Below are 20864 nucleotides of genomic sequence, written 5' to 3' on the forward strand. Positions count from 1 at the left end.
CTTTGAAAGCACTTGCCTGTTACGACAGTGACGCTGGCGGAAATTTATTTCAGCTCCGCAGACGGGCGCGCGTCGTCAGCTGCGCATCGCGTGACGCGCGCCGATACAGATCATCGTTGCAGCGATGCCTGTCGTTGGGACGTGAGGAGAATTCGTAACAAACAAGCCGCACGATCGATGCAGGCGGATCGAATCAATACGCGCTGCGCCTGTCAGCGCCAGAGGCGGCAAAATAGCAAACAGGCGCCCCATCCATAAGACAGGGGCGCCGACTCCGGTCGGCGCCCCTGTCTGGCGGATCAGTTCATCTGAGATGGCTGGGCCGCGGCTCACGCCGCCAGCGTGTTCTCCACCACCTTGATGAAGAACGAGGTGCCGTAGACGATCGCCTCGTCGTTGAAGTTGTAGGCGGGATGATGCAGGCCGGCGCTGTCGCCGTTGCCGACGAAGATGAAGGCGCCGGGACGAGCTTCGAGCATATAGGCGAAGTCCTCGCCGCCCATCATCGGCGGCATCTCGTGGACGTTGGCGTCGCCTGCGACCTCCTTGGCGGCGCGGATCGCGATCTCGGTCTGCTCGGCGTGATTGATCACCACGGGATAGCCGCGCGCATAGTTCAGGTCGATCTTGGCGCCGGTCATCTGGGCGACGCCGGTCACGACCTCGCGCACACGCTTCTCCATCAGCTCGCGCACCTTCGGCGTCAGCGTCCGCACGGTGCCGCGCAGCACCGCGCTCTGCGGAATCACGTTGCGGGCGTTGCCGGCGTGGAACTCGCAGATCGACAGCACCGCGGCCTCCAGCGGATCGACGCTGCGCGACACGATCTGCTGCAGCGCCGTGACGAGCTGGGCGCCGACCAGCAGCGAGTCGATGCAATTGTGCGGCTTGGCGGCGTGACCGCCATGGCCCTCGATCGTGATGTCGAGCGCGTCGGTCGACGCCATCAGCGGTCCCTGGCGAATGGCGAACGCGCCGACCGGCAGGCCGGGGCCGTTGTGCATGCCGTACACCTGATCGATCTTGAAGCGGTCGATCAGCCCGTCCTTGATCATCGCGTCCGCACCGCCACCGCCCTCCTCGGCCGGCTGGAAGATCACGGCGACCTCGCCCGCGAAATTGCGGGTCTCGGCGAGATAGCGTGCCGCGCCGAGCAGCATCGCGGTGTGGCCGTCATGGCCGCAGGCATGCATCATGCCCGGGGTCTTCGAGGCATAGGGCAGCCCGGTCGCCTCCTCGATCGGCAGCGCGTCCATGTCGGCGCGCAGTCCGAGCACCTTCACCTCGCCATGGCCGGGCTTGCGGCCCCTGATGACACCGACCACGCCGGTCTTGCCGAGGCCCGTCACGACCTCGTCACAACCGAACTCGCGCAGCCGCTCGGCGACGAAGGCCGCCGTCCGGTGCACGTCGTAGAGCAGCTCCGGATGCGAATGGATATCCCGCCTCCAGGCCTGGATATCGGGCTGCAGATCGGCGACGCGGTTGACGATGGGCATGGGAAATCTCGTAACTCCTGTGGGACTTTGCGCCTGTTTAGCATGCAAAAGCCGCACCGCCCAAGATAAGGGCTGCGCCCGTCTCATGGCTCGGTCAACCAGCCATGAACGTGGCGCTTGTCCGGGCCCGTCCGAGCTGACTAAAAGCCTGGCAATGATGGGAAGGGAATGCCGATGCCGAGACAGCTCGAGGGGGATTTCGACTATATCGTGGTGGGCGCCGGCACTGCCGGCTGCATCCTCGCCAACCGGCTGTCGGCCGATCCGAACAGCCGCGTCCTGATTCTCGAGGCCGGCGGCAACGACAATTGGATCTGGTTCCATATTCCGGTCGGCTACCTCTTCGCGATCGGCAATCCACGCTCCGACTGGATGTTTCGCACCGAGGCCGAGCCGGGCCTGAACGGCCGCTCGCTGGCCTACCCCCGCGGCAAGGTGATCGGCGGCTGCTCGGCGATCAATGCCATGATCTCGATGCGCGGCCAGGCCGCGGACTACGACCATTGGCGCCAGCTCGGCCTCTCCGGCTGGTCCTATTCCGACGTGCTGCCGGTGTTCAAACGGCTGGAGGATCATTTTCTCGGCGAGAGCGAGCATCACGGCACCGGCGGCGGCTGGCGCATCGAGGCGCCCCGGCTGTCCTGGGCGGTGCTGGACGCGGTCGGCGACGCCGCCGAGCAGATGGGCATCCGCCGCATCCCCGACTTTAATACCGGCGACAATGAAGGCATCAGCTATTTCCACGTCAACCAGAAGCGCGGCCGGCGCTGGTCCTCCGCGCGGGGCTTCCTCAAGCCGGCGCTGAAGCGGCCTAACCTGCGGCTCGAAACCAACGTCCTCGTCGACCGCCTGATCGTCGAGAACGGCCGTGCCACAGGCGTGCGCTTCCAGCAGAATGGTGAGACCATCGAGGCGCGCACCAAGGGCGAGGTGATCCTCAGCGCCGGCTCGATCGGCTCGGTGCAGGTGCTGCAGCGCTCCGGCATCGGCCCGGCCGAGTGGCTCGGCGAGCTCGGCATCGACGTCGTCCTCGACAAGCCAGGCGTGGGGCGCAATCTGCAGGACCACCTGCAACAGCGCGCGATCTACAAGGTCACGGGCGTGAAGACGCTGAACGAGACCTATTACTCGCTGGTCCGCCGCGGCCTGATGGGGCTCGACTATGCGTTCCGGCGCCGCGGGCCGCTGACCATGGCGCCGTCGCAGCTCGGCATCTTCACGCGCTCGGACCCGAGGCGCGACCGCGCCAACATCCAGTTTCACGTGCAGCCGCTGTCGCTCGACAAGTTCGGCGATCCCCTGCATCGTTTTCCCGCGATCACCGTCAGCGCCTGCAACCTCCGCCCGACCTCGCGCGGCACGGTGCGCATCCGCTCCGCCAGGATCGACGAAGCGCCGTCGATCGCGCCGAACTATCTGGCGACTGAGGACGACCGCCAGGTCGCTGCCGATGCCATCCGCGTCACGCGCCGGCTGATGAAGCAGAATGCGCTTGCGGCCTACAGGCCGCAGGAATATCTGCCCGGCCCGTCGGTCGGCGATGACGACGCCGCGCTGGCCAAGGCCGCCGGCGACATCGGCACCACGATCTTCCACCCCGTCGGCACCGCCAGGATGGGCACCGCAGACGATCCGATGGCGGTCGTCGACGAGCGGCTGCGCTTCCGCGGCATCGAACGGCTGCGCGTCGCCGATGCCTCGATCATGCCGACGATCACCTCGGGCAATACCAACACGCCGACGGCGATGATCGCGGAGAAAGCGGCGATGATGATTCTGGAGGACGGGCGCTAGGCGCTCACGTCCGACTCCTCATTCCCGTCATTGCGAGCGCAGCGACGCAGCGAAGCAATCCAGGGTCCCGACCCCACTCTGGATTGCTTCTTCGCCTTGGGCTCCTCGCAATGATGCGGGAATCGTAGGGTGGGCAAAGCGGCGCCGAAGGCGGCGCGTGCCCACCGTCGTGCGGCAGACTCTGCGGCACGGCGGCGGGCACGACGCCACCAATATCTCGGATGTGAGAGAGCACGGCATCGCCTTTGCCCACCCTACGCGTCGCCGCATGCTGACCTAGATGATCCGCGCCACCAGCGGAACCCGGCGCAACAGTGCTGCTGCGAGCCAGCTCACCGACAGCGTGCCGACGAGCACGATCGCGAACTTCACGGCGGCCGGCCACGCCGGGTCGTAGACCAGATATTGCAGCCACAGCAGCGGCAGGAAGTGCAGCAGGTAGATGCCGTAGGCGGAGGGCTGGACGCGATCCATCAGCGCCAGCGGCGCCTTTGCCCAGCGCTGAAAGAAGGTCGGCACGGCGAACGCCATCGCGGCACAGAAGCTCGCGACCGCCATGCCATAGGCCGCGCGCCACCACAGCGGCGGTGAATCGAAATCGGCGATCCAGTTGTGATGCGCGTAGGCCAGCAACAGGATCGCGCCGTAGCAGCCGTAGGAAAGACCGAACCAGATCCACCAGCGCTGGACCAGTGCGCCATCGGCTGCGAACGGCCCCGCCCGCAGCCCGGCGGCACCGATCGCGACGCCGGCGACGAAGAAGGTCGGGTAGAGCAGCCCCCGGCTCGCCTGCAGCGGCAGCGGAAAATGTCCGGGCATGAACCAGAATCCGTCACCGAAGCCGAGATGCGGCGGCAGATAGACCAGGTTGGCGATCACGAGGAAGATCAGGAAGCCAGTGAGCGGATAGTGCAGCAACGTCCCGGCCCAGCGCCCGAGTGCGCCGACCGCCTGCGGTGCCAGGACGCAGACGAGCGCAGCCAGCATATCAAACCCCAGCAGTACGCCGAGAAACCAGGCCGAGCCGGACGGCCACGGCCCCTCGCTGATCATCCGCCACCACACCGCGCTGAGCTGATCCTCGGCCACATCGTAACGGTAGTAGGCGATCGGCATGATCACGAAGATCGAAACGATATAGGGCACGCCGAGCCGCAGCGCGCGGCGCCCGACATAGTCCGACGCTCCTCTGCCCGCCAGACTCGCCGGCACGAACAGGCCGGAGATGAAGAACATGCACGACATGAAGTAGCTGTCGTTGAACAGCGCGACCAGATCGAAGCCGAGCCAGTGCATGCGGTCGCCGCCCTGGCCGAAATCGGTGTAGTTGATGGCGGAGTGATAGAGCACGACCGAGAGCGTGATGAAGGTCCTGGCGCGGTCGAGCGCCACGATCCGATCGCGCGACGTCTCGGTTCGTTGCAGGGTCGGGGTCACGCGCTCATGCATCGACGTCGCATCCGGTCCATCAGCCGCTCATATATTTCGCGCGGCCCTGCGCCACATCCTGCGTGAACAGGTGAGCCGTCGGCCATTGCCGGCATGATCACGAACACGTCATCGCTTTTGGATCGCGAGAAGCCGGGAATAAACCCGGGCCACCACCGCTCTTCTCACCCGCAAGCTCGATGACGGGCAACGGGAGATGACGATGAGCCTTGGTGATCATGACGAGAACGGCGTCAGCCGCCGCAAGGTGCTGGAGTGCATGACATGGGCGGGCACGGGCGTGCTCTGGACCTTGTCGGGCGGCGTGCCACGTTCGCTCGGCCTGGTCGACGCGGCGCGGGCGGCCGAGCAGCCCGCCTCCGGCCTGACCTTCCTGCAGATCAGCGACAGCCATGTCGGCTTCGACAAGCCGGCCAATCCCAACGCGATCGGGACGTTGGAAGAGGCCGTGAACCGGATCAAGGCGATGCCGGTGAAGCCGGCCTTCATGATCCATACCGGCGACATCTCGCATCTATCGAAGGCAGCCGAGTTCGACGATGCCGACCGCATCATCTCGCAATCCCGGCTCGACGTGCACTACGTGCCGGGCGAGCACGACTTCCTCGACGAGGACGTCAAGCTCTACAAGGAGCGCTACGGCAAGGGCAGCCGCGGCGCCGGCTGGTATTCGTTCGACGCCAATGGCGTGCACTTCATCGGCCTCGTCAACGTGGTCGATCTCAAGGCCGGCGGGCTCGGCAATCTCGGCGCCGAGCAGCTTGCCTGGCTGGAGCAGGATCTCAAGGGCCGCTCCAGATCCACGCCGATCGTGGTGTTCGCGCACATCCCGCTGTGGACGGTGTATCCGCAATGGGGCTGGGGCACCGAGGATGGCGGCCGCGCGCTCGACACCCTGAAGGGGTTCGGCTCGGTGACGGTGCTGAACGGCCATATCCACCAGGTGATGCAGAAGGTCGAAGGCAACGTCACCTTCCACACCGCGCGCTCGACCGCGTTCCCGCAACCGGCGCCGGGCACGGCGCCCTCGCCCGGCCCGATGAAGGTCGAGGACGCAAGGCTGCGCAGCCTGCTCGGCATCGCCAGCATCGATTTCAAGGTCGGTGACGAGCGCCTCGCCATCATCGATACGCCGCTTGCGGGCTGAGGGACGAAAACGCGATGATCCAGCCTGTTCTTCGCGGTGTCGGCTTGGCCGCCGTACTGCTTGTTTGCGCCACGCCGGCGCGCGCCGAGACCATCAAGGTCACGATCGACAATTTCACCTTCACCCCGGCTGCGCTGACGGTGAAGATCGGCGACACGGTGACCTGGACCAACCATGACGACATCCCGCACACGGTGGTGTCGGCCGGGAAATACAGGTCGAAGACGCTCGATACCGACGACAGCTTCTCCTTCACCTTCGCAGCCGCCGGCGACTACAAATATTTCTGCTCGCTGCATCCGCACATGACGGGACTGGTCAAGGTTGAGTAGCATCGCGAACCAGGGCATGAGCATCGTCACATGGACCGGTCGGCGGCGCAGCGCCGGCCGCGCCGTGCGACCGCGAACCGAGCCGGAGACCACGCCGGTGACAACAGCCAATGACGATCCCGAGAGGGCGCGACGCTTCCGCGAGGCGGCGCTGCCCTATCTCGACGACGTCTACACCCTGGCGCGCTATCTCCTGCGCAACCCTGCCGACGCCGAGGACGCCGTGCAGGAATGCTACCTGCGTGCGCTGAAGCATTTCGACACTTACCGTGGCCCGGCGATGAAGCCGTGGCTGTTCGCGATCCTGCGCAACGTCTGCCACGCCGAATTCGCGCGCCGCGCCGGCGCGCCGGCCAAGGCGCTCGACGACGCGCCGGAAGCGGCCGAGCAGCCCCCGCTGTGGCAGGAGAGCGCCGAGACGCCGGAAGGCGCCGTATTGCGGGAACGTGATGCCTCGGCGATCCGCCGGCTGATCGACACGCTGGCCGAGCCGTTTCGCGAGACCTTCGTCATGCGCGAGGTCAACGATCTGTCCTATCGCGAGATCGCGGCGGCGGCCGGCGTGCCGGTCGGCACCGTGATGTCGCGCCTCGCCCGCGCCCGCGCGATGCTGCGCGCCGCCTGGCTCGCGCGGGAGGAGCCACAACGATGACCTGCGATGAAGCCGAGATCCTGATCCACGCGCTGGCCGATGGCGAGCTCGACGCCGGCCACGCGCGCGAGGTCGAAGCCCATGTTGCGAGCTGCCCTCGCTGCGCCGCGGAGCTTGCTGCAATCCGGCAGATGAAGCAGATGCTCGCCGGCACCGACCTCAGCTACAAGGCGTCCCCTGCCTTGCGCCAGCGGATCGAAGCCACCCTGCCGCCGGCCGATGCGGCCTCCATCACCCCGCTCGCTGCAGTGCCGAGCCGACGTACGCTGCTGCGAGGCTTCGCCCTGGGCTCGGCGGTGTCGGCGCTGGCCGCCACCGGCCTCGTCGCCATCGTGCTGCGCAATGACGACCAGCAGCGGATCGAGGCCGAGATCGTCTCGGCGCATCTGCGCTCGTTGCAGGCCGGCCACCTCACCGACGTCGTCTCGACCGATCAGCACACCGTCAAGCCCTGGTTCAACGGCAGGCTCGACGTCGCGCCGCCGGTGATCGACCTCACCGCACAGGGCTTCACCTTGATCGGCGGACGGCTCGACTATGTCGATGCACGCGCGATCGGCGCGGTGGTCTATCGCCGCCGCCAGCACGTCATCAACCTGTTCGTGGCGCAGACCGCGTCTACCGAGCGCCGCGCCGCACGGATGGACACCGTCCAGGGCTTCAACATTCGCTCTTGGCGCGACCGCGGCCTGAGCTATTGGGCGGTAAGCGATATCGGCGCCGACGAACTCAACGAGTTCGGCGAGCGGTTCGAGCGCGCGATGGGTGCGAACAAGGAGGGATGACGCGCTCTCGCGCTTCAGTCATTGCGAGCGAAGCGTGCCTACGGTCTGTCCGGATCCGGTCTGTCCGGAGACGAGCTGAAACGGTGGGCACGGCGCTACGCGCCTTTGCCCAACCGACGCGACCTCAGGCCGATTTGCGGATCGCGTTGTCGACCAGGGTCTTGCCGAGCGACCAGATCGCGCCGGGGACCTTGTGGCTCTGCGCGATGACGTCGTCGAAGGCGCGCTCGATCCAGGCGCAGTCCTCTTCGGTGATGGTCAGCGGCGGCAGCAGCTTGATCGTGTGCAGGCCATGGCCGGCGACCTGGGTCAGGATCTTGTGATCCTTGAACAGCGGCACCGTGATGAGCTGGCAGAACAGGCCCTTGTTGGCGCTCTCCAGCATGGTCCAGGAGGCCTTGAGGCGCAGCGATTTCGGCGGACCGAACTCGACGCCGATCATCAGTCCCTTGCCGCGCACTTCCTTGAGCAGCTCGTAGCCCGGCACCATCCGCGTCAGCGCCAGCCGCAGCTCGGCGCCGCGCTTGGCGGCGGCCTCGACCAGCTTCTCGGCCTTCATCACCTCGAGCGTGGCAATGCCGGCGGCCATCGCGAGGTCGTTCTTGGCGAAGGTCGAGCCGTGCACCACGGCGCGGTCCATGCGGTTGAAGATCTTGTCGAATATCTGCTTGCGCGTCAGCAGCGCGCCGACCGGGACATGGCCGCCGGACAGCGCCTTCGACAGCAGCACCATGTCGGGCTCGACGTTCCAATGTTCCACCGCCAGGAACCGGCCGGTGCGTCCCATGCCGGTCTGGATCTCGTCGGCGATGAAGATGGTGCCGTATTTCTTGCAGAGCGCGGCGGCGCCGGGCAGGAACTCGTCGGAGGGCATGTTGACGCCCTTGCCCTGGATCGGCTCGACGATGAAGGCTGCGATCTCGCGCGACGACAGCGCCTGCTCGAGCGCGGCAAGATCGTTGAAGGGGATGGCCGTGCAGCCCGGCAGCAGCGGCTCGAAGCCGTTGCGGAAGTTCGAATCATCGGTCAGCGACAGCGCGCCGTAGGTGAGGCCGTGATAGGAGTGCCCGCAATAGACGATACCAGGCCGGCCGGTCGCGCCACGCGCGAATTTGATCGCGGCTTCCACGGTCTCGGCGCCGGAATTGGCAAAGAACACCTTGTCCAGATACGGGACATATTCCAGCAGCCGCTCGGCAAGAACACCCGCCAGGGTCGAGACGTCGAGCTGAACGAGATTCGGCAGATCGCTGTCGAGGACGCTTTTCAGCGCGGCGCGCAGCGTCGGATGATTGCGGCCGATTGCAAAGACGCCAAAACCGCTGAGCAGGTCAAGATAACGGGCCCCATCACGATCGTAGAGATATTGTCCTTGTCCCTTCTGGAACCCAACATCATATCCAATCGTCTTGAGAACGCGGACAAGCTGCTCGTTCAGATGCCGAGAATGCATCGTGCTGCGCTGCGCTTGGCGCTCCACAAACATCTCGGAAACGTCTAGATTGGGTTTTAGCATCGGCTACATACTTCGGTTGATGGACGTGACGTCAACTGAAAACGCGCAATGCGGCGTTTTGCCCTCATTCGCACCATCAAAGCAAGCACGGGTTTCTGCCAATGTTGCATCGCCTTAGATATCTCATGTCGACGACACTAGCATACTCTGCAGTCGTGTTCGCAGCAGGAATTTCTTCCGCGCTCGCGGCCGACCCCACCGGCGACTGGCGGGTCGCCGACGGCGTCGCGAACATCCGAGTCGCACAATGCAATGGCAGCATGTGGGGCGTCGTGGCCTGGGAGAAGACCCCGGGCGGACGCGACAGCAACAACCCCGATCCGGCCCGCCAGAGCCGTCCGACGCTCGGCATGCCGATCCTGATCGACATGAAGAAGAAGCCCGGCGCAGACGCGTGGGAAGGCCAAGTCTACAACGCCAAGGATGGGCAGCTCTACAGCTCGACCATCACGCCGATCGATCCCGATCACCTGGAGATCAAGGGCTGCGTGCTCGGCTTCCTGTGCGGCGGCGAGACCTGGACGCGGGTCGCTCCGCCGATCCCATCGAGCCCCGTGAACAGCATGGCTAAAGGTACACAGAAACCAATCGCGCCAGCCCCTGCCCCGGCGGCCAAAACGACGACCGGCGTCGGCAGTGGCGCAACCGCATTGGCCAAGCCGGGACAAAAGCCCGCGGACCAGGTCGGCGATATCTGCCTGCTGCCCGATATCGCGCGCGCCCGTTAATTGGCGTCCGTCACCCGAACAAAAAAGCGGCCGAGAGATCGGCCGCTTTTTCTATTCCGGGATCACGAGCCCTCTTGCTCCTTGATCTCGCGAGGCTTGCCCATCAGCGCCGGCTGGAACAGCAGCACGGCCGCGAGCGTGGTGACCAGCGACAGCGCCAGCAGCTTGCCCATGCTGGACGTTCCGGGATGGCTCGACAGCCACAGGCTGCCGAACGCGGTCGCCGTCGTCAGCGCGCTGAAGAAGATCGCCCGGGTCAGGCTAGTCTGCAGCAGGTTGGTGCGGCCGCCGCGCCACGCCACCACGTAGTAGATCTTGAACGCGACGCCAATGCCAAGCAGGAGCGGCAGGGCGACGATGTTGGCGAAGTTCAGCGGCAGCTTGATCAGCACGCAGATCTCCAACGTCACGGCGCCTGCGACCAGCAGCGGCACGATCGTCATCAGCACGTCGGTGAAGCGCTTCAAGGTCACCCACAACAGGAGGCTGATCACGACCAGCGAGTAGATGCCGGCGTGGATGAATGCCTTCACGATCGTGTCACCTGACTTCAGGATCGACACCGGCCCGCCGATCGCATTGGGCTCGGCCGCCAGCACCGCGTTGGCAAATCGCCTGAGATTGTCGTTGTCATTCGGATCCCCCTTCGGCTGCGCCTCGACCCGAATCAATCCGTCCTTGCTCTTCCACTGCGACACCAGCTCCGGTGGCAGGTTCGCGAGGCTGACGGGCTGCGCCTGCAGGGTGGCGCTGAGCTGCGCCAGCGTGATCTTCCACGGCTCGACGAACACCGCCTGCGCCTTGTTGCGCACCGCTTCGCTGGCGCCCGCGAGCCTGGCAAGCGCGTCGGCGAGCCGCCGCGACGCGACCGCGCCCAGCCCACTGCTCTCGCCCGCGGTGCGCCGGAGATTGTCGACGGTCGAGTTCAGGGCGTCGACATTCTCCTTGTCGCTCGGCGCCGCATCGATCTGGTCCGGATTGAGTGCAGGCCCCAGCACCTTCGCGCCCTGCGCGATCAGCTTCAGCTTGGCCGGCTGGTCCTCGGGCACGAAGCTGTCGAGCGACATCACGCGCGCCACCTCGGGCAGCTTCTCGAGCTTGGCCTCGATCGCCTTGGCCTCGGTCTCGGAGCGCGTCAGCACGTCGATCGCGTTGGCGCCCGTGTTCGGATCCTTTCGCAGGTCGAGATAGGTCGCGATCGACTCGGCGCGCGGATTGCGCAGGTTCATCGGGTTGAAGTCGAACTTCATGTAGTAGAGCAGCGGCAGGCCGGCGACGACCAGGCCGAGGGTGCCGACGATGATCGGCACGCGGTGCTTCTCGAGGAAATGATCGACCGGCGCCAGGAAGGCGTAGCCGACCGGCTCCTTCTCGCCGGGCGGATTGAGAATCCTTAGCAAGGCCGGCAGCACCGTGATCGACGACAGGAACGCGATGATCATGCCCGCGCCGGCGATGGCACCGAGCTCGGAGATGCCCTTGTAGTCGGTCGGCAGGAAGCACAGGAAACCGGCAGCCGTCGCCATCGCCGCAAGCGACAGCGGCACGGCGGAGCGACGCGCAGCTTCCGCCAGCGCCTCAGGCAGATTGTCGTTCTTGAAGCGCTCGGAACGGTAGCGCACGCTGAACTGGATGCCGAAATCGACGCCCAGGCCGATGAACAGCACGGCGAACGCGACCGACAACAGATTCAAGGAGCCGACCATCATCAGGCCAACGGCCGTGGTGAGGGCGAGGCCGATGAACAGGTTGATGAACACGGCCGAGATGATCTTGGCCGAATGCAGCGCCAGCCACAGGATGATCAGCACGACGACCACGGTGCCGATGCCGTTGACGACGGCGCCCTCCTGCACGGTGGCGTATTCCTCGTTGGCGATCGGCACCGGCCCGGTCAGCCGCACGCGCGCATGAAAACGGTTCGGGAAATCGAGCTCGACCGCGGCCTGCCGGATCGCATCGGTGGCGGCCTTGCCCGGCTCGAGCGCCTGGTAGTCGAGGATCGGCTTGAATTGGATGAAGGCGCGCTTGTCACTGTCTTCGAGCGGCTTGTCGGAGATCAACTGGCGCCAGGAGAAGGTCGCATCGCCCTTGTCGAGCACGGTCTCGACGGTCTGGGAGATGTAGTCGAACGGCCGCGCGACGTTGTCGAGCTTGACTTGCCCGCGCTTGACGCCGGCAAGGCCGGTCTCCAGCGCACCGGTCAGGCCGCGGATCGAGGGGTCCCCGGCCATGATCTCGACCAGCGGCGCCGCCGCCGCGAACTGGTCCGTGAGCTGCTTGACCTCCTCGGTCGGCAGGAACAGCAGGCCGTTCCTGGCGAAGAACTCGCCGCCGCCGAGCAGCTCGACCGATGAGAAGTTCGCGGTGTCGCCCTTGAGCTTCTTGGCGAGCGCATCGGCCGCCACACCTGTCATCTCGGGCGTCGCCGCTTCGACCACCGCCAGGATCATCCGATCGCGATCGAACGCCTGCTCGTACTGCTGGTCGCGCTTGCGCCAGTCGAGCTCGGGCGAAATCAGCTTGTTGATGTCGGTATTGATGGAGAAATGACGCGCCGTATAGAAGCCCGCGCCTACGGAGAGCAGCAGGGCCGCAATCAATGTCGGCCAGGCAAACCGGGTGCAGGCCTTGACGATCGAGACGACAAACGTGGTCAGCACTTCGTGACTTTCTAATGTTTAGAGAGCTGGGCGGAAACGTCCGCTTCATGGCGGAGTTCCCCGATCAGGGCGAGCCCCGGACGCACACATCCTGAGCGGCGCCCCGACCCGGCCTGGCCCAACCTTTGAAGACGAGGATGGTCCCTCGACGGCGGATCAGGTCGAACGATGCACGGAACCGTCGGGGCGGCTGATATAGCGGCTGTTCTCGGCGGTAAAGTGACGAACGAGTGAGAGCATAACCAACTCAATTAATTGATCTAATTTATAATTACTAAATTACCTGCGGCCTGTCGCGGGCTGTGTGCGACGGGTCACATGCGAGCGACTTGCAGACTGGCTTTCCTCTTCGCTCGATTTTTGACACAAAGCCCTGCGCTTCCATCGGTGTGGCGGGCAATTGGGGCATTCGCTGGTGCGAATATTGCAGCCCCGTCGCACGCACGGAGGTGCCGGGTCGAAAGTGAGGCAACGTGGCTGGACGTCCCATGCAGGTGTATCTCGCGCAGCCGCGCGGTTTTTGTGCTGGAGTCGTGCGTGCGATCGAGATCGTCGAGCGCGCGCTGGAGAAGTATGGCCCGCCGGTCTATGTGCGTCATGAGATCGTCCACAACAAGCACGTGGTGGAGAGCCTGAAGGCCAAGGGCGCCATCTTCGTCGAGGACCTCTCCGAGGTGCCGCCGCGCGCCGTCACCGTGTTCAGCGCCCACGGCGTTGCCCGGACGGTCGAGGAGGAAGCGGCCGCCCGCGGGCTGCCGGTGCTCAATGCCACCTGCCCGCTGGTGACCAAGGTCCACAACCAGGGCAAGCGCTACATGTCCAAGGGCCGTACCCTGGTACTGATCGGCCATGCCGGTCATCCGGAGGTCGAGGGAACCATGGGTCAGGTTCCCGGCCCGGTCCACCTCGTGCAGAACGTGGCCGATGTGGCCACCCTGCCCCTGCCGGTCGATACCCCGCTGGCCTATATTACCCAGACCACGCTCAGCGTGGACGACACCAGGGACATCATTTTAGCCCTTCAAGCCCGCTTTACAGACCTTCAAGGTCCCGATATCCGGGATATCTGCTATGCGACACAGAACCGGCAATCTGCGGTAAGGGACTTAAGCAAGCTGGTGGACGTCATCCTGGTGGTGGGCGCCGCCAACAGCTCCAACTCGAACAGACTGCGCGAGATCGGCACCGAGGCCGGGGTCGCAAGCTATCTGATCGCTGATGGCAGCGAGCTCGATCCGGTTTGGCTGAAGGACGCCAAGGCCGTCGGCATCACCGCCGGCGCCTCGGCCCCCGAAGTCCTCGTCGACGACGTCATCGAAGCCCTGCGGCGCATCGGACCGGTTGAGGTCGCGGTGGTCCCGGGGCGGGAAGAAAACATCGAATTCCGCCTGCCGGCCGAGCTGGTCGCGGGCTGATCGGTCCTCGTTTGGTCCAGAAAGAAGAGACGTAATGGCAATCCCCTTCCATAAGGAACTGCGTATCGGGGCCTATCTGATGAAGCAGAAGCTTCTCGGCCGGAAACGCTATCCGCTCGTGCTGATGCTGGAGCCGCTGTTTCGCTGCAACCTGGCGTGCGCCGGCTGCGGCAAGATCGACTATCCCGACGCGATCCTCAACCGCCGCATGAGCGCGCAGGAGTGCTGGGACGCGGCCGACGAATGCGGTGCGCCGATGGTGGCGATCCCCGGCGGCGAGCCGCTGATCCACAAGGAGATCGGCGAGATCGTGCGCGGCCTGGTCGCCCGCAAGAAGTTCGTCTCGCTCTGCACCAACGCGCTGCTGCTGGAGAAGAAGCTCGATCTGTTCGAGCCCTCCCCCTACCTCTTCTTCTCGGTGCATCTCGACGGCCTGCGCGAGCATCACGATAAGGCGGTCTCGCAGAAGGGCGTGTTCGACCGCGCCGTCTCCGCGATCAAGGCCGCCAAGGCGCGCGGCTTCACCGTCAACGTCAACGCCACGGTGTTCGACGGCCATCCCGCCGAGGAGATCGCCAAGTTCCTGGACTTCACGACCGAGCTCGGCGTCGGCGTGACCATGTCGCCCGGCTATGCCTATGAGCGCGCGCCGGACCAGGAGCACTTCCTCAACCGCACCAAGACCAAGCAGCTGTTCCGCGACGTCTTCAAGCTCGGCAAGGGCAAGAAGTGGAATTTCATGCATTCCGGTCTGTTCCTCGACTTCCTGGCCGGCAACCAGGAGTTCGAGTGCACCCCCTGGGGCATGCCTGCGCGCAACATCTTCGGCTGGCAGAAGCCCTGCTATCTGCTCGGCGAAGGCTACACCAAGACCTTCAAGGAGCTGATGGAGACCACCGACTGGGACTCCTACGGCACCGGCAAGTACGAGAAGTGCGCCGACTGCATGGCGCATTGCGGCTACGAGGCGACCGCCGCCAATGCGGCGCTGACCAACCCGATCAAGGCGATGTTCGTGTCGCTGCGCGGCATCAAGACCGAGGGTCCGATGGCGCCGGAGATCGATCTCTCCAAGCAGCGCCCGGCGCAGTACGTGTTCTCGTCGGAGGTGCAAAAGCGCCTCTCCGAGATCCGTCACGACGAGGCGATCGAGGCGCAGCAGAAGGCCTCGACGGCCGCCTGATCTTCACGGCTCTGATCAATCAAAAGGCCGCCGAGTGATCGGCGGCCTTTTTCATTGAACTGATCTCTGGATCGGGATGGACGCTACGCTCCGTGATGAGCAAACGGCTCACGCCTCGGCAGCGGCCAGCGTTTCGGTCTCGAGGAAATGCTCAGCTGCCAGCATGCCGCTCAGCAGCAGGTCGCGGGCGCCGCGCAGCGAGCGCAGGGCGCGATTGAACTCGATGCCCGTCGACACCAGGCCGCGCAGCACGGCCGGATTGCGGGCGACGCCGCGCAGGATCATCGGCAGGTCGATGTCGCCGTTCGGCTTGATGGCGTCCTTGGCGAGCGACGGGAGGGTGCGATGGGCGGGATCGGAGATCACCCGCAGCGCCGCGAACGGCAGCCCATACTCGGCGGCATAGGCGGCGGCGATGTGGCTCTCCATGTCGACCGCGGCCGCCCCGGTCTTCATGCGCAGCGCCGCCTTTCGGGCCTGGGCCACGACAACCTCCTCGGCCCCGGCGAGCACGCCGCGCACGACGCGGCGCTTCTTCAGGGCGGCGCGGGCGATGTGCTCCTCACGCAGCGACAGTCCGGACAACCAGCGCGCGTCGCCCGCGGTCACCTCGGTGGCGACGACGATGTCGCCGGCCTTGAGGCTGGGATCGAGGCCACCGGCCACGCCAAAGCTGACGACGCCGCGGATCGAGGTCGGATCGAACACGGTGAGCAGCGAGCGCAACTGCCTGGGGTCGCTCGAGCTGCAGATCACCATCATGCCGGGCCCGGCAGCAATCCGGGCCTCCTGCACCAAGCCCGTCACGACCAAGACCGGCCGCGGATCAATCGGGCGATCCGCGGACGTATCGTCCCCCATCCCCAACTTCACAATCCGACCCCTGACACCTTCTCGGACGTCGCGTGATCCGACGTCTCCGTCTCTTGTTCCAAAGCCTCAGCCACGGCGGCGCCAGAGCGGAAAGGCCTTAACAAACCGAGGATTACGCAGAAAAAATCCGCGAGGAAACCCCGTTTGCGCCGCACTGCACCCGTACCCGATGCGTTTTTTGCCTGGTGTTGCCATTTGGCCCCGCCGATCCCTGTTCCGCCCTGGAACAAATTGCGCCGGCGCCACCAAGCGTGGAACTTTAAGCAAGAACTACGCCACGAAAATGTGAGACTCGCGGCGCGGGCGGCATGACGGCGCGGCCAGATTCGGCTGCCCTGCGCCGGTCAGCCGTGCCCGAGCAGGAGATTCGCAGCGCGGTCGCCGGAGCGGACGGAGCCCTCGATGGTTGCCGGCAGGCCGGTATCGGTCCAGTCCCCGGCCAGAGCGAGATTGCCGAACGCCGTCTTCGCTCCGGGTCGGAGCGCGTTCTGCTCCGGCGTCGCCTCGAAGGTGGCGCGACGCTCGCGCACGATCTGCCACGGCGGCAGCTCCGCCTTGATCCCGGCGGCCTTGCAGACGTCGGCCCAGATCGCGGCGGCGAGCTCCTCGCGCTGAATGTCGACCAGCCGATCGCCATTGCTGATGGTGACCGAGAGCCGCTGCGGGAAGGCGAACAGCCATTCGACCAGGCCGCCGACCACCCCGAGCAGAGCTGGTGCATCGCGCGGCGGCGTGATGCGGAAATGGGCATTGACGATGGCGCGATATTTCGTCGGCCCCGTGAGCCCCGGCAGCAGGGCCATCGCCGGCCGCGGCGGCACGGCGAGCACCACGACGTCGGACGGACCGAGCGCGACGGTTTCATCGCCGCCGAACCTGAGCCCGGTGACGCGACCACCCGCATCGTCGAGGCCACGCAGCTCGCGGCCGATCCGGACGCTGCCGCCCTTGCCTTCCAGGAATTTCACGGCCGGATCGATCAGCACGCCCGACAGGCCATCGCGCGCGATCAGCGGCCGGCAGGCCTGGCCGCCGGCGAGCAAGGTCTCGCGGACGATGGCGCCGGCAAGCCCCGCCGAGCCTTCCGGCGGATCGCAGTTCAGTGCCGCGAGCAGCAGCGGCTGCACCAGGCGGTCGTACAGCGTGCCCTTGCAGGGAATCGTGCTGCCGATCGTCTTGGACGTACCGGCCCAGATCAGCGGCGACAGCGCGAGGTAGTCGCCGAGCTTGGTATCCGGCACGCGGCGACCCTCGTCGAACACCCACAGCGGCAGGCGGCCGTTGCCGAGATCGAGCAGCCAGCGCTGGCCGCTCCGGATGTCGACGAAGGCGAACTGCGCCTTCTCCGGCCCGACCAGCCCCGCTTCCGAGCCGATCGCGCGGGCATAGGACAGCACGTGATGATTGGCCGACAGCAGCAAATGGTTGCCGTTGTCGATCACCAGGTCGGTCGCGGCGTCGTAATAGGACCGGCAGCGGCCGCCGAGCTGCTGCGTGGCCTCGTGGACGTGCACGATGTAGCCCGCATTGGCGAGCCGCACGCCGGCGGAAAGGCCGGACACGCCGGCGCCGATGATGTGAGCGGTCTTTTGCATCAGATGATTGCGTAACGGAGGATGATGCCGATCTTCGTGAGCTTGCTCACGCGGACGGGCTCGCGCGGCAGCGCGAAGCCACGTTCGAGCAGGAGGTCGAACACGGCGCGGTAGTATTTCGACATGATGCGCGGCGCACGCACGGCACGCCGGCGGTTGCGCCGCATGATCTCGTCGGCCTTCTCGAAATGCGTCTTCGCCCTGACGGCAACCGAGTTGCAGACCTTGGGCAGCGCTCGCTCCTGCGTCACCTTGGCCGGATCATCGCCGGTGATTCCGGCGAACAGCAACGCCTCGCGCGGCAGATAGAGCCGGCCGATGGCCGCGTCCTCGTCGATGTCGCGCAGGATGTTGGTGAGCTGCAGCGCGCGGCCGAGATGGTGGGCCAGCAGGATGCCGTCCTCCTCGGGCATGCCGAAGATGCGCACCGAGAGGCGGCCGACCGCGCTCGCGACCCGGTCGCAATAAAGGTCCAGCGTGGCGAGATCGGGCGCGCGGATCTCCTGCGGCACGTCCATCTCCATGCCGTCGATGATGGCGAGGAAATCCTCCCGCTTCAGGCCGAACGTCTTCACCGCGGCGACGTAGTCGTGCAGCCGCGGCGGCGGGTTACCCTGGTAGAGCGCGTCGATGTCGTCGCGCCATTTCTGCAGCGCCGCCAGCCGCTCGGGCCGCGGCCCGTCGGAATCGGCGATGTCGTCGACCTCGCGGCAGAAGCTGTAAACCTGGAACATCGCATCGCGCTGGGCGCGCGGCAGGATGCGCATGGCGGCATAGAACGAGCTGCCGGACGCCGCCGTGCCGTGATCGATATTGTCTGCGGTCGCCTCGAGGGTCATGCGCCGGCTGCCGATTTGGTGGCGGGATGACGCCCGGCCACGCGGCGGCCGATCTCGCCCATCACCGACGTGAAGGTGAGACCAAGCATGCCGACGGGCGACAGGTGCACGCGCTCACTCAGTGGATCGCGCACCTTCAGCAGCGCCACGATACGGTCAGCGAAAGCCTGGATCACGGCGATCTCCAGTCCGAAACGGAAATCCTTGACGCCGCTGTTGAGGTCCCTGCCCTCATCGAGCAGCGCCGCGTTACGCACCGCGAGCTTCTGCAGGCAGGCCAGCAGTTGCGGCGGCGATCTGGACTCGCCGAGCATCTCGACGGTGGCGCCGGCTTCCGCCAGCGCATCGCGCGGCAGGTACACGCGGTTGAGCGCCTTGTAGTCCTTGCCGCAGTCCTGCAGGTGGTTGTTGATCTGCAGCCCGGCGCAGATCGCGTCCGAGGCCGGCCAGGTCGCGGTGGACTCGCCGTGCACATCGAGCATGAAGCGGCCGACCGGCATCGCCGAGTAGCGGCAGTAGTGGATGACCTCGTCCCAGTTCTCGTAACGCAGCTTGGTCACGTCCATCCGGAAGGCAACCAGCAGATCGAGCGCATGCCGGGGCGGCATGCCGCGTTCGGCGAGCGCCCGGCGCAGGCTGACGGCGACATCCTGGGTCTCGCCGGTCCCGGTCAGCTCGGCTTCGAGCAGATCGAGCAGCCGCAGCTTCTCCTCGCCCGGCAGGCTCGGATGATCGGCGATGTCGTCGGCGGTTCGCACGAAATTGTAGAAGGCGAGGATCAGCGCCCGGTGCTCTGGACGGATGATCCAGGAGGCCACCGGAAAGTTCTCGTCCCGGTGTGTCTTGCCGGATCGCAAATCGCTCGCGGTGGTCATGGACGAAACAGCTATCAGGTTGAAAGGGCGCTACCGAAAACAATGCCCGCCGCTTCGCTCATGCGAACGGATTGCTCGCCCCCATATAGGCGAAGATCCAGCCAAAACCAATGCAATCGATGTCGGGCAGCCCATAGGATCGAACCGCCGCCCCTTCCCTGAGGGGCGGGCCGGCGGTCGTTAACCAAAAGAGTTCGGAAACAACCGTTCCGAACGGCAACCGCTTACTGGTTGTGGGTCTTCAGCACCTGATCGCAGGCCGGGCTGATCTTGGGGCGGTTCTCCTTCAGGCACGCAAGGATCGTGAAGTCACCCTGATCGATGACGGCACGGCAGAACTTCTGAACGTCACGCGTGCAGGCCGCCTGCTCTTCGGGCGTGCCGCCGCGGCCTTGCGCGAACGCGCCGGTGGAAACGGACACCGACGACAGCAGGGAAAGTGCCAGGAAAATCTTACGCATCGTGTTCCTTCATTTTGACAGCAGAGGAGACCTCCCGGATCGCCGATGCTGCCCGGGAAACACCTGTTTGGTTTGGCAAGGACCGCAAGCCCCCCAGCGCCGGAGGTACGCTGCCAAATGCGGCCAAATTTGCGCCCTATGATCCCGAGCGGATCAAGCTCGGAGATCACAGCTTTGGCACAAACAAGGCGTTGATACTAGGGCGTTATTCTCGGAACACGTTTTTCGCATTTGGCTGTTGCAAGCATGCCGCGCGGACCGTTAGATGCAGCGCCGTCGAGGCGGCTTGCGTGCAGCCGTCTTGCGAGGACGACCATTCGGCGCCGACCCGTCGCACGGTGTCGGCGGGCATCATGGCATCCGGTCGCAGCGCCCGACCGGCCGTCATTTGAACCTAACCTTCGGCGAGAACACCAAGTGTTCGAAGCGGCGGCGTACGCCGACACAGCGGTGTCATTTTGGATGGGAAACTCGATATGAAACTGTTCGGCTCACCTTTCTCTGGGCGCGTCGTCAAGGCCGCCGGTCTCGGAGCGGCATTGTTCGTGGCGGCGACCGCGGTTCAGGCTCAGTCGGGCCCGTTCGCCGGCTTCGACGGGTCGTGGTCGGGCAACGGTACGGTCGCGCTGTCCGACGGCACCACCGAGCGCATCCGCTGCAAGGCCAGCTACAAGGTGGCCGGCGCCAATCTGAAGCAGAGTCTGCAATGCGCCAGCGACAGCTACAAGTTCCTCCTGACCAGTGACGTCACCAGCCAGGGCGATCGCATCTCCGGCAACTGGAGCGAATCCAGCCGCAACGTGAACGGCGAGCTGCAGGGCACCGCCGGCAACGGCCAGATCGACGTGTTCGTGCAGGCCGCCGGCTTTGCCGCCAGCATCACCCTGAGGACCAGCGGCAACAAGCAGGTCGTGCAGATCTCCTCCAAGGGCGAGATCCGCGGCGTCAACATCACGATGTCGAAGACCTGAACGGTCGCGACATCGTCAGCAACGGAATGCGCGAACGGCCCTGACGACGTCAGGGCCGTTTTGTTTTTTCGCCCGCGTCGTACGCGG

At 65.6% G+C, this 20864-nt stretch carries 18 protein-coding genes; 9 read left to right on the forward strand and 9 right to left on the reverse strand.

Features of this window, described 5'->3' with window-relative positions; genetic code table 11:
* Positions 1-329 precede the first annotated feature (329 nt).
* A complete protein-coding gene (locus QX039_RS25785) occupies positions 330-1499 on the reverse strand; it encodes a M20 aminoacylase family protein (RefSeq protein WP_315772529.1) in 1170 nt (389 codons plus the stop codon).
* Positions 1500-1673: 174 nt separating this feature from the next.
* Between QX039_RS25785 and QX039_RS25790 the strand changes: the two genes are divergently transcribed.
* Positions 1674-3293: a GMC family oxidoreductase gene (locus tag QX039_RS25790; RefSeq protein ID WP_315772528.1), complete on the forward strand. Its 1620-nt coding sequence runs from the start codon at positions 1674-1676 to the stop codon at positions 3291-3293.
* A gap of 276 nt (positions 3294-3569) precedes the next feature.
* Here QX039_RS25790 and QX039_RS25795 read toward each other — a convergent pair whose 3' ends face one another.
* The gene (locus QX039_RS25795) at positions 3570-4742 is read right to left on the reverse strand and encodes an acyltransferase (protein ID WP_315772527.1); all 1173 of its coding nucleotides are present in this window, start codon (positions 4740-4742) and stop codon (positions 3570-3572) included.
* 202 nt (positions 4743-4944) lie between these two features.
* On the opposite strand from QX039_RS25795, the gene QX039_RS25800 reads away from it, so the two are divergent.
* From QX039_RS25800 to QX039_RS25815, 4 genes are all read left to right on the forward strand, one after another.
* Entirely contained in the window at positions 4945-5889 is a 945-nt protein-coding gene (locus tag QX039_RS25800; protein ID WP_315772526.1) for a metallophosphoesterase family protein, read from the forward strand.
* Between the two features lie 14 nt (positions 5890-5903).
* A complete protein-coding gene (locus tag QX039_RS25805) occupies positions 5904-6221 on the forward strand; it encodes a cupredoxin family copper-binding protein (RefSeq protein WP_315737302.1) in 318 nt (105 codons plus the stop codon).
* Positions 6222-6318: 97 nt separating this feature from the next.
* Entirely contained in the window at positions 6319-6873 is a 555-nt protein-coding gene (locus QX039_RS25810) for a sigma-70 family RNA polymerase sigma factor (RefSeq protein WP_315737716.1), read from the forward strand.
* Positions 6870-7658, forward strand: a complete 789-nt coding sequence (locus QX039_RS25815) for an anti-sigma factor (RefSeq protein ID WP_315737301.1) — start codon at positions 6870-6872, stop codon at positions 7656-7658. The genes QX039_RS25810 and QX039_RS25815 overlap by 4 nt, the downstream gene beginning before the upstream one ends.
* A gap of 124 nt (positions 7659-7782) precedes the next feature.
* Here QX039_RS25815 and hpnO read toward each other — a convergent pair whose 3' ends face one another.
* On the reverse strand, positions 7783-9174 hold the full coding sequence (gene hpnO / locus QX039_RS25820) for an aminobacteriohopanetriol synthase HpnO (protein ID WP_315737300.1): 1392 nt from the start codon (positions 9172-9174) through the stop codon (positions 7783-7785).
* Between the two features lie 101 nt (positions 9175-9275).
* On the opposite strand from hpnO, the gene QX039_RS25825 reads away from it, so the two are divergent.
* Positions 9276-9902, forward strand: coding sequence for a DUF2147 domain-containing protein (locus QX039_RS25825; RefSeq protein ID WP_409997722.1), 627 nt, complete (start codon positions 9276-9278; stop codon positions 9900-9902).
* 62 nt (positions 9903-9964) lie between these two features.
* On the opposite strand, the gene QX039_RS25830 is transcribed toward QX039_RS25825, so the two are convergent.
* A complete protein-coding gene (locus QX039_RS25830) occupies positions 9965-12565 on the reverse strand; it encodes an MMPL family transporter (RefSeq protein WP_315737298.1) in 2601 nt (866 codons plus the stop codon).
* A gap of 488 nt (positions 12566-13053) precedes the next feature.
* Between QX039_RS25830 and ispH the strand changes: the two genes are divergently transcribed.
* Both ispH and hpnH read left to right on the forward strand, forming a co-directional pair.
* Positions 13054-13980, forward strand: a complete 927-nt coding sequence (gene ispH, locus QX039_RS25835; RefSeq protein WP_315714888.1) for a 4-hydroxy-3-methylbut-2-enyl diphosphate reductase — start codon at positions 13054-13056, stop codon at positions 13978-13980.
* A 34-nt stretch (positions 13981-14014) separates the two neighbouring features.
* Complete coding sequence (gene hpnH, locus QX039_RS25840) at positions 14015-15163, forward strand: adenosyl-hopene transferase HpnH (protein ID WP_315714889.1); 1149 nt, start codon at positions 14015-14017, stop codon at positions 15161-15163.
* Positions 15164-15271: 108 nt separating this feature from the next.
* On the opposite strand, the gene QX039_RS25845 is transcribed toward hpnH, so the two are convergent.
* The 5 genes from QX039_RS25845 to QX039_RS25865 all read right to left on the reverse strand — a co-directional run bounded on the left by QX039_RS25845 (position 15272) and on the right by QX039_RS25865 (position 19806).
* Positions 15272-16036, reverse strand: coding sequence for a phosphorylase (locus QX039_RS25845; RefSeq protein ID WP_409998094.1), 765 nt, complete (start codon positions 16034-16036; stop codon positions 15272-15274).
* A 344-nt stretch (positions 16037-16380) separates the two neighbouring features.
* Positions 16381-17631 (reverse strand): hydroxysqualene dehydroxylase HpnE, encoded by a 1251-nt coding sequence (gene hpnE, locus QX039_RS25850; protein ID WP_315737296.1) that lies wholly within the window; start codon positions 17629-17631, stop codon positions 16381-16383.
* Entirely contained in the window at positions 17631-18470 is an 840-nt protein-coding gene (gene hpnD, locus QX039_RS25855; protein WP_315737295.1) for a presqualene diphosphate synthase HpnD, read from the reverse strand. Before hpnD ends, hpnE begins: the two co-directional genes overlap by 1 nt.
* Positions 18467-19345: a squalene synthase HpnC gene (hpnC, locus tag QX039_RS25860; protein WP_315737294.1), complete on the reverse strand. Its 879-nt coding sequence runs from the start codon at positions 19343-19345 to the stop codon at positions 18467-18469. Before hpnC ends, hpnD begins: the two co-directional genes overlap by 4 nt.
* A gap of 224 nt (positions 19346-19569) precedes the next feature.
* Complete coding sequence (locus tag QX039_RS25865; RefSeq protein ID WP_315714894.1) at positions 19570-19806, reverse strand: hypothetical protein; 237 nt, start codon at positions 19804-19806, stop codon at positions 19570-19572.
* Between the two features lie 476 nt (positions 19807-20282).
* Between QX039_RS25865 and QX039_RS25870 the strand changes: the two genes are divergently transcribed.
* Positions 20283-20777, forward strand: a complete 495-nt coding sequence (locus tag QX039_RS25870; protein WP_315737293.1) for a hypothetical protein — start codon at positions 20283-20285, stop codon at positions 20775-20777.
* The last annotated feature ends 87 nt before the right edge of the window (positions 20778-20864 follow it).

It is taken from the genome of Bradyrhizobium sp. SZCCHNR1043, assembly GCF_032489675.1.
Taxonomy (GTDB): domain Bacteria; phylum Pseudomonadota; class Alphaproteobacteria; order Rhizobiales; family Xanthobacteraceae; genus Bradyrhizobium.